The organism is Streptomyces sp. B21-105, assembly GCF_036898465.1.
In the GTDB taxonomy this organism is placed as follows: Bacteria; Actinomycetota; Actinomycetes; order Streptomycetales; family Streptomycetaceae; genus Streptomyces.
Window position 1 is genome coordinate 4,256,529 of record NZ_JARUMJ010000001.1, and the last position, 14,314, is coordinate 4,270,842.

Sequence of the window (14,314 nt, forward strand, 5' to 3'; positions counted from 1 at the left end):
GCCGGGCCACGGCCCCGGGTGACGTGCCGCCGGGCAGCGTCCCCCGGGGTGACGTGCCGGCCGTGTCAGGTGACTGTGGCGAGTTCCCGGTCCGCGCGCGGGACGAAGCGCACGCTCGGGTGGCCGTGGTGCCAGCCGACCGACAGGCGCAGGTCGCCCATCCGGGCCAGGACCAGGCCGACCGTGACGGCGGCGGCGGCCGAGACGGCGCCGCCCGCCGCCATGCCCGCCCGGACGCCGTACGCGTCGGTGATCCAGCCGGCGATCGGCGCGCCGACCGGGGCGCCGCCCATGAACACCATCATGTAGAGGGCCATCACCCGACCCCGCATCGCCGGGTCGGTGCCCAGCTGGACACTGCTGTTGGCGGTGACGTTGACCGTCATGCCGAACATTCCGATCGGGGCCATGAGCAGGGCGAACAGCCACAGGGAGGGGGCCGTGGAGGCCACTGTCTCCATCGCGCCGAAGGCCACCGCCCCGGCGACCAGCACCCGCATCCGGGCCGTGCCGCGCCGGGCCGCGAGCAGGGCGCCCGCGAGCGAGCCGACCGCCATCAGCGTGTTGAAGAGGCTGTAGGCGCCCGCGCCCGCGTGGAAGACGTCGTCCGCGAAGGCCGAGAGGTAGACGGGGAAGTTGAACCCGAAGGTGCTGACGAACCCGACCAGGACGATCGTCCAGATCAGGTCGGGGCGGCCGGCGACGTACCGCAGGCCCTCCCGCAGCTGGCCCTTGCCGCGCGGGGCGCGTTCGACGACGCGCAGGTCGCGCGAGCGCATCAGCAGCAGGCCGGCGAGGGGCGCGACGAAGGACAGGCCGTTGAAGAGGAACGCCCACCCGGTGCCGACGCCGGTGATCATCACGCCGGCCACGGCGGGGCCGATCAGCCGGGCCGACTGGAAGTTCGCGGAGTTGAGGCTGACCGCGTTCTGGAGCTGGTCGGGGCCGACCATCTCGGAGACGAAGGTCTGCCGTGCGGGGTTGTCCAGGACCGTCGCGAGGCCGACGGCGAAGGCGGCGACGTAGACGTGCCAGACCTGGACGTGGCCGGAGAGGCTGAGGACGGCGAGCGCGATGCCGGTGAGGGCCATCGCGGACTGGGTGAACAGCAGCGTGCGGCGTTTGGGCAGCCGGTCGACGAGGACGCCGCCGTAGAGCCCGAAGAGCAGCATGGGCAGGAACTGCAGGGCCGTCGTGACGCCGACGGCGGTGGCGGAGCCGGTGAGGCTGAGCACCAGCCAGTCCTGGGCGATGCGCTGCATCCAGGTGCCGATGTTGGAGACGACCTGGCCCAGGAAGAACAGGCGGTAGTTCCTGATCTTCAGGGAGCTGAACATGGACGACGCGGGTGACCTGGACGACGCGGGCGACGCGGGTGACTTGGCGGGTTTCCCGGCAAGGGTCTCGTGGGTGGTCGGTGCGGGGGCGGAGTCTGCTCCGGGTCCCGAACTCAAGGGTCGCCTCCTCGGCGTGGGATTACAGGTGGGCGAGCTTCTCCAGTACGGGGGCGGCTGCACGCAGTTTCGCCCACTCGTCCTCGTCGAGGCCGTCGACCAGAGTGGCCAGGAAGGCGTTCCGCTTGGCGCGGCTCTCCGCGAGCATGGCTTCGGCCTGCTCGGTCTTGGTGACGACCTTCTGGCGGCGGTCCTCGGGATGCGGCTCCAGCCGGACCAGGCCCTTGGCCTCCAGCAGCGCCACGATGCGGGTCATCGAGGGGGGCTGGACGTGCTCCTTGCGGGCGAGCTCGCCGGGTGTGGCGCTGCCGCAGAGGGAGAGGGTGCCGAGCACCGACATCTCGGTGGGGCTCAGCGACTCGTCGACCCGCTGGTGCTTGAGTCGACGGGACAGCCGCATCACGGCCGATCGCAGGGAGTTCACGGCGGCTACGTCGTCGCCATGGGTGAGGTCAGGCATCTCTTTAGCATAACTCATTACCCTGGCTAAACAAGCTGGCGCGCGGAGGGATTCCCGTGACCCTGGCCACGGAAACCTCGGCGTCACTCGAAGGAGTGAGTGGGCAGCGGAAAGGGGCCGAGATGCGGTAGGTGCCCGCGACCCTCGTCTCATGGGGACCAGTGTGCTCAGCCTGCGGATAGACGAGGAGCTGCTCGAGCGGCTCCGGCAGCATGCCGCGAAAAGGGGAATGAGCGTCCAGGACTATGTCGTCCGGACGCTCATTCGCGATGACTTCGACGAGCGGTTCCAGTCCGCGGTCGACGAGACGGAAGAGTTCTACGGGCGCGCCTGAGCCCGGCAGCCCGCCTCGCGCCGGCCCTCGTCAGGCTCGGATGCCGGCCCTCGTCAGGCTCGGGTGAGGCCGAGCGCCGGCATCAGGTAGTAGAAGACGAACACGGCGGACACCACGTACATCGGCGCCGGGACCTCCCGGCCACGCCCGGCCGCCAGCCGCAGCAGCACGAAGGCGATGAAGCCCATGCCGATGCCATTGGTGATCGAGTAGGTGAACGGCATCATCACCATGGTGATGAAGGCCGGGATCGCGATGGTGTGGTCGGCCCAGTCGATCTCCTTGACCGAGCCCGCCAGGATCAGGTAGCCCACCGCGAGCAGCGCCGGCGTGGCGGCCTGGGACGGCACCATCGTGGCGACGGGCGTGAGGAACAGCGCGACGGCGAAGAGACCGCCGGTGACCAGGTTCGCGAAGCCGGTGCGGGCGCCCTCGCCGACGCCGGCCGTGGACTCCACGAACGCGGTGGTGGCGGAGGAGGAGCTGGCGCCGCCGGCGGCGACCGCGAGGCCGTCGACGAAGAGGACCTTGTTGATGCCGGGCATCTCGCCCTGGGCGTCGGTCAGCTTGGCCTCGTCGCTGACGCCCATGATCGTGCCCATCGCGTCGAAGAAGCACGACAGCAGGACCGTGAAGACGAAGAGGACGCCGGTCAGGACGCCGACCTCGCCGAACCCGCCGAACAGACTGACCTCGCCGATCAGCCCGAAGTCGGGGGTGGCGACGGGGTTGCCGGGCCACTCGGGGGTGGTGAGGCCCCAGGACGGGATCGTCGCCACCGCGTTGATGACCAGCGCGAGGACGGTCATCGCGACGATCGAGATGAGGATCGCGCCGGGCACCTTGCGGGTGATCAGGGCCAGCGTGAGCAGCGCGCCCAGGATGAAGACGAGGACCGGCCAGCCGTTCAGGTGACCGTCGGCGCCGAGCTGGAGCGGGACGGTGGTGTGGGCGGCGTCCGGGATGCGGGAGACGAAGCCGGAGTCGACGAGCCCGATCAGCATGATGAACAGGCCGATGCCGATGCTGATCGCCTTGCGCAGCCCGAAGGGCACCGCGTTCATGACGCGCTCACGCAGCCCGGTGGCGACCAGGAGCATGACCACGAACCCGGCGAGGACGACCATGCCCATGGCGTCGGGCCAGGACATCCGGGGCGCGAGCTGGAGCGCGACCACCGAGTTCACGCCGAGGCCGGCGGCCAGCGCGATGGGCACGTTGCCGATGACGCCCATGAGGAGCGTGGTGAAGGCGGCCGTCACACAGGTGGCGGTGACCAGTTGCCCGTTGTCGAGCTGGTGCCCGTACATGTCCCTGGCGCTGCTGAGGATGATCGGGTTCAGCACGATGATGTACGCCATCGCGAAGAAGGTGGCGAAACCGCCCCGGATCTCCCGGGACAGGGTGCTGCCCCGCTCGGAGATCCGGAAATGGCGGTCGAGAGCGCCGTGGGCGGACCTGGCTCCCGGCTGTTCAGGGGCGGGGACCTTGGCGGGGGCCGGCGTGGGCATCGTTTCGGTGTTTCCTACGAAGAGAAGTGGTCAACGACAAACGGTTTCAGTATGAACATATGAGGTCCGGGTCGGCCATCTCCGCGCGTAGATGTGATCGCCTCGTAAGCTGTCCCCATGGCGAAGTGGACCCCCAAGCACGAGGCGCCGGAGCCCCTGGAGGGCCCCGTGGTCGCCACCATCACCGGCGGCACGATCCTCTGGTTCGTCCTCTTCCTCGCCCAGCTCCCCTTCTACGGCTGGTTCGAGGACCACGACCACGTGTGGTGGGTGTGGACCTGCCTGGCCGGGGCCGGCCTGGGGCTCATCGGCATCTGGTACGTCCGCAAGCGGGACGCGGCGATCAAACGGGACGCGGCGACGAAGCAGGCGGGCGCCTCCGCCGCATGACGCCGGGACCCGCCTGCGCCGTATTCGCCGGGGCGCCTCATAGGGGCAGCTCTTAGGGGCAGGCTCATAGGGGCAAACTCTTAGGGCCTGGCGCGCCCTTCTGTCGGGGAAGGGCCGGGGTAGCCGCTACAACCACGGCATGGGCCGGCACCACCCCGCTCCTCCCCAGGTCGGATCTTCGGCCTCCTCGGGGGGTGAACCCCGAACTCCGCACGTACCGTCGGTTCCATGGCCCACACCGACGCCACCGCCGCCCCGACCTCCGTGCCGACGGCCACCGGTCTGACCGCCGCGGAGGTCGCGGACCGCGTCGCCCGCGGTCAGGTCAACGACGTGCCGGTGCGCAGCAGCCGCTCGGTCGGCGAGATCGTCCGGGCGAACGTCTTCACCCGGTTCAACGCGATCATCGGCGTCCTGTGGCTGGTCATGCTCGTCGTCGCGCCCATCCAGGACGGTCTGTTCGGGTTCGTGATCCTCGCCAACACCGGCATCGGCATCATCCAGGAGTGGCGGGCGAAGCAGACCCTGGACTCGCTCGCCGTCGTCGGCGAGGCGCGTCCCAGCGTCCGCCGCGGCGGGAGCGCCGTCGAGGTCTCCACCTCCGAGCTCGTCCTGGACGACGTCATCGAGATCGGTCCGGGCGACAAGGCCGCCGTGGACGGGGTGTGCGTCGAGGCGGAGGGCCTGGAGATCGACGAGTCGCTGCTCACCGGTGAGGCCGACCCCGTCGTCAAGCGGCCCGGCGACACCGTCATGTCGGGCAGCTTCGTGGTGGCCGGCGTCGGCGCCTTCCGGGCGACCAAGGTCGGCCGGGAGGCCTACGCCGCCCAGCTCGCCGAGGAGGCGTCCCGCTTCACGCTCGTCCACTCCGAACTGCGCACCGGCATCTCCACGATCCTCAAGTACGTGACGTGGATGATGGTGCCGGCCGCGATCGGCCTGATCGTCACCCAGCTGGTGGTCAAGGACAACGACCTCAAGGAGTCCGTCGCCCGTACCGTCGGCGGCATCGTCCCGATGGTCCCGGAAGGGCTGGTGCTGCTCACCTCGGTCGCCTTCGCGATCGGCGTCATCCGGCTCGGCCGCAAACAGTGCCTGGTGCAGGAGCTCCCGGCCATCGAGGGCCTCGCCCGGGTCGACACCGTCTGCCTGGACAAGACCGGCACCCTCACCGAGGGCGGGATGGACGTCACCGAGCTGCGCACCCTGGACGGCGGTGACGAGGCGTACGTACGGCGGGTGCTCGGGGCCCTCGGGGAGTCCGACCCGCGGCCGAACGCCTCCCTGAAGGCGATCATCGACGCCTACCCGGACGCCGAGGAGTGGCGCTGCACCGAGTCCCTGCCCTTTTCCTCCGCGCGCAAGTACAGCGGCGCCAGCTTCAACGAGGGCGACGGGGAGAGCAGCACCTGGCTGCTGGGGGCGCCCGACGTGCTGCTGGCGGTCGACGATCCGGCGCTCGGCGAGACCGAGCGGCTGAACGAGCAGGGGCTGCGCGTGCTGCTGCTGGCCCGCGCCGCCCGCGACCTCGACGATCCCGAGCCCGCGCGCGGGGCCCGCGCCGCCGCCCTGGTCGTGCTGGAGCAGCGGCTGCGGCCGGACGCCGCCGACACGCTGCGCTACTTCGCCGAGCAGGACGTCCACGCCAAGGTCGTCTCCGGTGACAACGCGGTGTCGGTGGGGGCGGTGGCGGCGAAGCTCGGGCTGGACGGCGCGGCGGTGGACGCCCGGCGGCTGCCGTCCGACCCGACCGGCATGGCACGGGCCCTGGACGACGGCACGGTGTTCGGCCGGGTCACCCCGCAACAGAAACGGGACATGGTCGGCGCGCTGCGGACCCGCGGACACACCGTCGCGATGACCGGGGACGGCGTCAACGATGTGCTCGCGCTGAAGGACGCGGACATCGGCGTGGCGATGGGATCGGGCTCCGAGGCCACCCGCGCGGTCGCGCAGATCGTGCTGCTGGACAACAGTTTCTCGACGCTTCCGTCGGTGGTGGCGGAGGGCCGCCGGGTCATCGGCAACATCACCCGGGTGGCGACGCTGTTCCTGGTGAAGACGGTCTACTCGGTGCTGCTGGCCCTGCTGGTGGTGTGCTGGCAGGTCGAGTACCCGTTCCTGCCACGGCACTTGACGCTGCTGTCCACCCTCACGATCGGCGTTCCGGCCTTCTTCCTCGCGCTCGCCCCCAACCGCGAGCGGGCCCGCCCGCACTTCGTGAGGCGGGTGATGCGGTACTCGGTCCCGGGCGGCGCGATCGCCGGGGCGGCGACCTTCCTCACCTACCTGATGGCCCGTCACCACTACACGGGTGCGGGCTCCTTGGAGGCCGAGACGAGCGCGGCGACCCTCACCCTGTTCCTGGTCTCGATGTGGGTGCTGGCGATCATCGCCCGGCCGTACACCTGGTGGCGGGTGCTGCTGGTGGCCTCGATGGGCGCGGCGTTCCTGGTCGTGCTGATCGTCCCCTGGCTGCAGGACTTCTTCGCGCTGCAACTGGTCGGCCCGACGATGCCGTGGATCGCGGTGGGCGTGGCGGCGGTCGCGGCGGCGGCCCTCGAGGTGAGCTGGCGATGGGTCGACCGCGGTCCGTCCGCACGACCCGCACGACCCGCATGACGCGAACGGCCGACTCCGGAGATCCGGAACCGGCCGTCGTCACATGCCCGGCGTCACGTGCCCGCTGTCACTTCACGTCGACGAAGTCGGCCGTGGCAGTGGCCGCCGGGGTCGTCGACGTGCCCGCGAAGACGTAACGGTAGTAACCGTCCACGGTCGCCTTGACCGTGGTCTTCAGGGCGCCGGTGGAGCTGGTCCTGACGGTCTTCACCGTGGTGTAGGCGCTGCTGCCCTTCTTGCGGAACTGCAGCTTCACGGGCTGGGCGGAGTAGCCCGCGTACTTGCCGGTGTCCCAGTTCGCGCGGGACAGCTTGCCGGTGACGGTGAGCGTCTTGCCCTTCTTCACCGGCTCCGGCGCGGCGTTGACGGTGAGCTTGGAGTGGCGCTGGAGCTTGGCGGCGGTCAGGCTCGCGCTCTCGGTGAAGCCGACCTTGCTGTAGTCGATGTCGTCCGCGAAGGGGTCGACGTCGTTCCAGTCGACGATGTAGCCGGTCGCCTTCCAGCCGGTGGCGTCGGCGTTGCCCAGCTCCTCGCCCGGGAGGATGTCGATCGTGCCCTTGCACGTGGCGACCGTGGCCGAGGTGTTGGAGCAGGTCGGGTAGTCGTCACCGAGGAGGATGTTGGCCGGGGCGGTGAACGAGCCGCGGTAGATGAACACGTCCAGCTCGGTGTCGCCCGCGGTGACGTCGACACCGGCGCCGTGCGTGACCTTGAAGGTGACCGCGGCTCGGACCTTGCCGGAGGTTCCCGCCACGATCGGCTTGCCGTTGTTGACGCTGACGCCGGTGAACTTGGCGTCCAGGGCGTACGGGGTGCCCGAGGCGGCGGTCGACCCGGTGAACGCGGTCCGGCCGGAGGCGGCCGCGTGCAGTGCCTTCAGCGTGTCGATCGAGCCGTGCGCCCCGCTGCTGCCGGCGGCGTGTGCGGCCGGCACGGCGAGGGCGGAGAGGGCCACGGCGCCGGTGACGGCGACCACGGTGGCGCGTATGCGCATGTGTGTCCCAAGGGGATCGAGGGGCTCCGCGGCGGGTGCCTCCGGTGAGCCCGAAACGGTCGGCGAGCGAGTACGAAACAGCGCTCACCCGAGAAGACTCCTACCCCAGTCCGACGGTTGCACGTTCGATGGAGAATTCGCGAAGAAACCGTGAGCGCCCCCGCGGGTGTCCGCGGGGGCGCTCGCCGTCGTGTCCGGGCGAGCCCGTCCGTCTCAGTCGAACCAGCGGTCGCGGGCCAGTTCCTGAGTGCGGGTCGGGTCCTCGAGCAGGGCGGCGACCTCGAACCGGCGCGGCCACTGCCCGGCCGCCCAGGCGAGGCCGGCCGCGACGCCTTCCAGGGTGGCGGCGTGCAGGACGCCGCCGTCCGTCAGCCGCCAGTCGATCTCGACGCCGTCGACGACCAGTTCCCCGTGCTCGACATAGGTGGCGGGCGTGCGCGGCCCGAGCAGTACGCGCACCGGCTCCGGGACGTCGCGTTCGGCGCCCTCGGAGTCGACCTCACCGGTCACGGACTCGCTGAGCCGCCGCACCTGGAACAGCTCGGCCAGGTCGGCGGCCCGCGACGGCCGCACGGGCAACAGCGGGACACCCTCCGTGAAGGGCAGCAGATCGGGTGAGTCGACGACCACGGCGTCCGCCGCGTCCACCACCTCGACCCGGCCGTCCACGACGGCCCTCAGCTCGTCCGGCAGGGTGACCTGCTCCGGATCCAGCTCCGCCAACGCCCCGTACAATCCGTGCAGTTGGGCGGAGGTGACGGGGCGCTCCGGATCGGCGAGACGGTCCAGGAGCTCGGCCGCGCCGCCCGGCTCGTCGAGAAGCGCGGCCACCGAGGTGCGCACCCCGAGGGCCCGCAGCACCTGCTCGTCGTCGAAGCCCGTGGCGTCGGCCTCGTCGTACAGGCCGCGCAGCAGCGGGTCACCGCCGGAGGCCAGCAGTCCGGCCGGGCGGCGGCCGTCGAGCACCGGGTTCCCGCGCAGCCACCAGGCCGTGTACGGCCGTACCGTCTCGTGGGTGCCGTCGGGCAGCAGGACGCGCAGCGGCTGTACGAGGGCGTCCCGCAGCGGCGGCCGGGCGAGCAGGGCGAGCGCCTGCGGCCAGCGGTCCTCGTCGACGAGGTCGAGGTCGCGCACGGCGACCAGTTCGGTGGCGACCGGCGGCACCGGGCTGTCGGGGAAGCGGTCGAGGACGTCCTCGCACCACACGTCGACGGCGTCCAGCAGCCCCGCGTCGTCCGGCTCGGCGAAGTCCCCGTCCCGGGGCTCCAGTTCGTCCGGGTCGAGGACGACGTCGGTGGCGCGGACCAGCGCGAAGTCGGCGAGGACACCGCAGGCCGCGAGTGGCTGCTCGCCCCACTTCTCCGCCAACTCCGCGTCCACAAAAGCGACTTCGCCTTCCCGGATGACGGAGGCGAAGGCGCTGCCGGGCAGCACGAGCTCACCGGCGGGCGACAGTTCGCCGTCCTCGTCGGGCAGGGCGAGCGCGCCGAGCCACGGCTCGTCGCCAGGCTCCAGACCCGCGTCCCGCACGAGCGCGAGGACGGCGTCGGCGAGCTCCTCCGCGTCCGGGGCTCCCTGGTCGTCCCAGGCGCCGCCGTCGTCGTCCAGGGACGCGGCGACGGCGGCCCGTACCTGCGGCGTGGTCAGGACGGCGCGCGGCGTGGCGGGCAGCGCGCCCAGCTTCTCCAGCAGGGGGTGCGCGGCGTCCTCGTGGGCGACCTTGAGGCCGAGCCGGCCGAGGACGTCGGCGTCGAGACCGGCCGAGTCCGGGGTGGGCAGCAGCACCTGGCGCGGGCCGATGACCGTCCGCCGTCCCCCGCCGGCGCCGAAGCCGGCTGCCTGGGAAGCGCCTCCGGCGAGCGGCACGGGCAGCCCCGTCAGCCGGTCCGGGTCGACCCCGGCGAGGCTGTCGTACAGCCGGTGCCACCAGCCCGGCTCCTTGTCCAGGCCGGCCAGCCGGTCGACGACGTCCGCGAGCGGGATCCGGGCGACGCCGAGCGTGCGCAGCTCGACGCGCCGCTCGAGACCGGCGGGCAGCAGCGTCGGCAGCACCTCCGCCAGCACCCGCACGGTGTCGGCGCCGGCGCCCTCGACGACCTCGGCGTCCCGGGGGCGCAGCGCCTCCGACAGTGCCTCGGGCAGGGGCTCGGGCAGCCCCACCGCGTCCGCGCCCACGCCCTCGCCGGCTGCCGCCGACTCCGGCGCGGGCGGGGCGGCCGGCGGCAGGAACGCGGTGCGCGGCAGCAGCTCCAGGACGGCCTGGCGCAACGCCCCGTCCAGCGCCCCCTTGCCCAGCGGGCCGGGCACCAGGTCGATGATCCCGACGCCCACCGGCCGCCAGCCGGCGAGGAGTTCGGCGTACGCCTCGGCCGCCCGCCGCACCAGATGGTCGGTCAGCGGACCGGGCGCCGCGTGCCGGCGGGTGGTGTCGAGCGGGAAGGAAGCGATGAGCAGGGCGGGCAGCCCCAGCGGCTCGTCGCTGGGGGTGGGCGCGTGCACGACCGGCGTGGTGCGGGGCGCGACGGGCGCGCCGTCGTCGTCGACGGGCACCGCCCAGGTGACCGACCAGTGGGGCCGCAGCCGCTCCTCCACCGGACGGTCGGCGAGCAGTCCGGCGCCGAGCGGGCCGTGCGCGGCGGCGGTCCGCCACCGGGTGACGCCGCGCTCGCTGTCGGTGACGACGGTGAGCTCTCCGTCGACGGAACGGCGCAGGGTGCGCGCGGCGCCGTCCCCGACCTCGATGACGACCTCCGCCAGCCCCGGCAGGGCGAGCAGGAGGGCGTCGTCGACGGCGGTGAGGAGACGCTCGGCGAGATCGGCCGCCGCGGCGTCGCGCAGCGGGAGGATGACGGCCGTGTCGTACGGGTCGGGGGCCGTGCCCTGGGCCGCGAACGGCAGCCGCAGCAGCGGCACATGTCCGTCGCGCCGCCGGACCTCGTCACCGAGGCCGGGACTGTGCCGGGCGGTCTCGGAGGCGAGCGAGCGGGCCTCGGCGAGGTCCCAGCGGACACCGCCGTGCCGTCCGACCACAGCCGGTTCGTCGGTCACGGCGAGGACGGCGGCGAAGCCGACGCCGAACCGCCCGACGGCCACGGCGGACTGCCGCTCCTCCCGCTTGGCGGACGCCCGCAGCGTCGCGAGGGACTCCACCCCGGCGGCGTCCAGGGGCGCGCCGGTGTTGGCCGCGACGAGAACCCCGTCCCGCAGGGTGAGACGCAGCTGTCCCGGCACCCCGCCCCGGGCCGCGGCGTCGGCGGCGTTCTGCGCCAGCTCTACGACGAGCCGGTCCCGGTAACCGCCGAGGACGAGATCCTCCTCGGCGTTGGCGTCCTCCCGGAAGCGGGCGGGACTGGTGGCCCAGGCGTCCAGCACTCCACGGCGCAGGCGTGCCGTGCCGAACGGATCCGCGCCCTCGGGCGCCGGCCGCACGAACTTGCTCACGTTCACTCTTCTCCTCGGCGTGAGGACGAAGGTACCGCTCACGGAAGCGCCCACGTCCCCGGCTTCGGTTCCGGCTTCGGTTCCGGCTTCGATTCCGGTTCCGGTTCCGGCTCCGGCTCCGGCTCCGGCTCCGGCCGACGCTCTCCCGGCCCGGCCCGGTCCGGCCCGGCGGCGGGAGGTCCAAGCGCTATGAGTGGCCGAGCTCCGCCGCGTCCTCGTCGGCGTCGGTCGGGACCGAACCCGAGTCGGCGGCCGGGCGCAGCGGGAACGGGTCCACCCGGGTCTCGTCGATCACCGGCGGGGCCGGCCGGGGCGGCGTGGGCATCACCGCCGCCTCCGAATGGCCGCCGCAGCCGTACGCCAGGGACACCACGCGGCCGTCGGCCGGGGAGAACTCGTTGGCGCAGACACCGAAGGCCTGCCCCAGCGAGCCGCCGATGCGGGCGAGGAACCCGCAGCTCACACAGGACGCGGGGGCCGCCTGCGCCATGGGCGTCTTGGGTCCGAAGCCGTCCTCCCAGCGGTCGGCGGCGGTGTGCAGTCCGTAGCGGGACAGCACCCGCGCCCGGCGCAGGCCCAGTTCCTCGGCCACTGCGGCGATCGTGCCCCGGACCGGGATCGTGGCCAGCTTCGCCGGCGCGGCCGGCGTCACCTCCGCGTCCTCCGCCTCGGCCAGCAGCGCCATCTCCTCGGAGACGGGCGAGTTCGGCAGCGGCTCGTCCTCCCCGCTGTAGCCCGGCTCCAGACGCAGGTCCTCCGCGTCCGTGGGCAGCAGGTCACCGGGACCCATGTCGCCGGGGCGCAGCCGCTCGCTCCACGGCACCCACTCCGGCGCCAGGACCGCGTCGGGACCCGGCAGCAGCACCACCTCGTCCAGGGTGACGATCTTGGCGCGGGACGCCCGCGCCACCGTCGCCGCCCAGCGCCAGCCCCGGTAGCCCAGCTCCTTGCACTCGAAGTAGTGGGTGACGACGCGGTCGCCCTCCGAGACGACGCCCGCGTGCTCACCGACCACGCCGGGGGCGGCCGCCTCCTCGGCTGCGGCGCGGGCGAGGTCGACGGCCTCGGCGCACAGGCGGTCGGGGGTGCGGCTTCGCGTGGTCGCTGCGCTCACAGGTATCGCTTCTCTCCTACGCCGTCTCTCGGTGCGCCCCTCGAGGCGGCGGGTGCGGACGGAGCGGCTGGGGGTACCTCCCAGGCCTGAGGCACTGGGGGAGCGCCGCGTCGACGTCCGCGCCCGATCGCGCTCGGGCGCGCCTGCTGTCATCCATTCTGCGGGATGGCCGGGAGGCGCGCGGCCGAGAACAATCGCCACGGCGCGCTACGCACGCTACCTTCTCGCGGACGCTCGGCCTACACCGACGGGACGTTTCCCACCCACCGGAAACCCCCGAAGCCCGCCGGAACCCCTCTGAAAGCGTTACCGAAGCCCGCCGGAACCCCTCCGGTAAGCCCACGGGAAGCGTTCCCGAAGCGTTTCCCAAGCCCACGGGAAGCGTTCCTCAGGCACTCCCGAAGCCCACCGGAAGCACTCCGGAAGCCCGACGCGCCGACCGTCACACGGCCATACGCGCGGTAACCGCACTATGCGCGGCTTTCTCGGGGCACTATGACGGGGTGGCAGCCGCACGGACTCCCCAGGGCGCCACCGGGATCGGTGCGACGAAGGGGACCAAGGGGAGGAGCAGAGTGAGCGGTTCGGGCCGGAAGAGCGGTTCCGTCCGCGCGGTCGGACGTGCCCTGCACTTCCCGTTCACCGGCGCCGCCCGCGGGATCAGGAAGGCGACCCACGCGCACGGCGCCGGCGAGTCCGGCCTCGGCAAGCTGATCGAACTGCACGGGGTGAACGGCGCCGGCGACGTCATGATCACCGTCGCGCTCGCCTCCACGGTGTTCTTCTCCGTGCCCACCGACGAGGCACGCGGCCGCGTCGCCCTCTACCTGGCCATCACCATGGCCCCCTTCACCGTGCTCGCCCCGGTGATCGGCCCGCTGCTCGACCGAGTCCCGCACGGCCGGCGCGCCGCGATGGCCGGGGCGATGCTCGCCCGGGCGCTCCTCGCGCTCGTCCTGTCCGGCGCCGTCGCGACCGGCAGCATCGAGCTGTATCCGGCCGCGCTCGGCGTGCTGGTCTCCTCCAAGGCGTACGGGGTCGTCCGCAGCGCCGTGGTGCCCCGGCTGCTGCCTCCCGGGTTCTCCCTGGTCAAAGCGAACTCGCGGGTCACCCTCGGGGGTCTCCTCGCCACCGGCGTCGCCGCGCCCGTCGGCGCCGGGCTGCAGGCGCTCGGCCCGCGCTACCCGCTCTACGGCGCCTTCGTGATCTTCGTGGCGGGGACGTTCCTGTCCTTCTCACTCCCCCGCAAGGTCGACTCCGCCAAGGGCGAGGACGTGGCCCTGCTCGCCGCCGACGAGCAGCACCTGCACGGCCCGCACCGGCAGCAGCAGAAGCGGCCCGGCCTGCGGACGGTCGGCATCGCCGTCACCCACGCCCTCGGCGCCAACGCGTCCCTGCGCTGGCTTTCCGGGTTCCTGACCTTCTTCCTGGCGTTTCTGCTGCGCGAGCACCCGCTCACCGGGCAGAGCGCGGCCGTCTCGCTGGGCATAGTGGCCGTCTCGGCCGGCCTCGGCAACGCGCTCGGCACGGCCGTCGGGGCGTGGCTGCGGTCCAGAGCACCGGAGATGATCATCGTGACCGTCGTCGCCGTCGTGCTCGGCGCGACGATCACGACGGCCGTGTTCTTCGGCGCGTTCCTGGTGGCCTGTCTGGCGGCGGTCGCCGGCTTCTCCCAGGCCCTCGCCAAGCTGTCCCTGGACGCGCTGATCCAGCGGGACGTCCCGGAACTGGTCCGCACCTCGGCCTTCGCCCGCTCCGAGACGATCCTCCAGGTGTGCTGGGTGTTCGGCGGCGCGGTCGGCATCGTCATGCCGCTGAACGGCGCGGTGGGCCTGTCGGTGGCCGCCGCGGTCGTCGCGCTGGGCTGGGCGACCACCGTCCGCGGCCTGCTGTCCTCGGTGCGGCACGGCGGCGGCGCGAAGCCCCGCGTGGCGTAACCGCGCGGCGTGACACACGGCCACGCCGCACCCCACGTAAAGGGACGGCCGGACGCG

General features: G+C 72.6%; 10 protein-coding genes. 4 read left to right on the forward strand and 6 right to left on the reverse strand.

The window, feature by feature from the left end:
- Nucleotides 1–65: 65 nt before the first annotated feature.
- Together QA802_RS19060 and QA802_RS19065 are read right to left on the reverse strand one after the other, a co-directional pair.
- Nucleotides 66–1,337, reverse strand: a complete 1,272-nt coding sequence (locus QA802_RS19060) for an MFS transporter (RefSeq protein ID WP_334524140.1) — start codon at nucleotides 1,335–1,337, stop codon at nucleotides 66–68.
- A 139-nt stretch (nucleotides 1,338–1,476) separates the two neighbouring features.
- Nucleotides 1,477–1,914, reverse strand: a complete 438-nt coding sequence (locus QA802_RS19065; protein WP_306951199.1) for a MarR family winged helix-turn-helix transcriptional regulator — start codon at nucleotides 1,912–1,914, stop codon at nucleotides 1,477–1,479.
- 151 nt (nucleotides 1,915–2,065) lie between these two features.
- Here QA802_RS19065 and QA802_RS19070 point away from each other — a divergent pair, with 151 nt between their 5' ends.
- Nucleotides 2,066–2,248, forward strand: a complete 183-nt coding sequence (locus QA802_RS19070) for a CopG family antitoxin (RefSeq protein ID WP_334524147.1) — start codon at nucleotides 2,066–2,068, stop codon at nucleotides 2,246–2,248.
- Between the two features lie 53 nt (nucleotides 2,249–2,301).
- Here the strand turns inward: QA802_RS19070 and QA802_RS19075 are convergent, their stop codons facing one another.
- Nucleotides 2,302–3,759: an NCS2 family permease gene (locus QA802_RS19075; protein ID WP_334524150.1), complete on the reverse strand. Its 1,458-nt coding sequence runs from the start codon at nucleotides 3,757–3,759 to the stop codon at nucleotides 2,302–2,304.
- 117 nt (nucleotides 3,760–3,876) lie between these two features.
- On the opposite strand from QA802_RS19075, the gene QA802_RS19080 reads away from it, so the two are divergent.
- Nucleotides 3,877–4,149 (forward strand): DUF2530 domain-containing protein, encoded by a 273-nt coding sequence (locus QA802_RS19080; protein ID WP_334524153.1) that lies wholly within the window; start codon nucleotides 3,877–3,879, stop codon nucleotides 4,147–4,149.
- Nucleotides 4,150–4,377: 228 nt separating this feature from the next.
- Complete coding sequence (locus tag QA802_RS19085; protein ID WP_334524156.1) at nucleotides 4,378–6,771, forward strand: HAD-IC family P-type ATPase; 2,394 nt, start codon at nucleotides 4,378–4,380, stop codon at nucleotides 6,769–6,771.
- A 67-nt stretch (nucleotides 6,772–6,838) separates the two neighbouring features.
- On the opposite strand, the gene QA802_RS19090 is transcribed toward QA802_RS19085, so the two are convergent.
- From QA802_RS19090 to QA802_RS19100, 3 genes are all read right to left on the reverse strand, one after another.
- Nucleotides 6,839–7,765, reverse strand: a complete 927-nt coding sequence (locus QA802_RS19090) for a hypothetical protein (protein ID WP_334524159.1) — start codon at nucleotides 7,763–7,765, stop codon at nucleotides 6,839–6,841.
- 213 nt (nucleotides 7,766–7,978) lie between these two features.
- Entirely contained in the window at nucleotides 7,979–11,206 is a 3,228-nt protein-coding gene (locus QA802_RS19095; protein WP_334524162.1) for a sacsin N-terminal ATP-binding-like domain-containing protein, read from the reverse strand.
- Nucleotides 11,207–11,393: 187 nt separating this feature from the next.
- Nucleotides 11,394–12,320, reverse strand: a complete 927-nt coding sequence (locus QA802_RS19100) for a DUF3027 domain-containing protein (RefSeq protein ID WP_334524165.1) — start codon at nucleotides 12,318–12,320, stop codon at nucleotides 11,394–11,396.
- Between the two features lie 503 nt (nucleotides 12,321–12,823).
- Between QA802_RS19100 and QA802_RS19105 the strand changes: the two genes are divergently transcribed.
- On the forward strand, nucleotides 12,824–14,257 hold the full coding sequence (locus tag QA802_RS19105; RefSeq protein WP_334524168.1) for an MFS transporter: 1,434 nt from the start codon (nucleotides 12,824–12,826) through the stop codon (nucleotides 14,255–14,257).
- The last annotated feature ends 57 nt before the right edge of the window (nucleotides 14,258–14,314 follow it).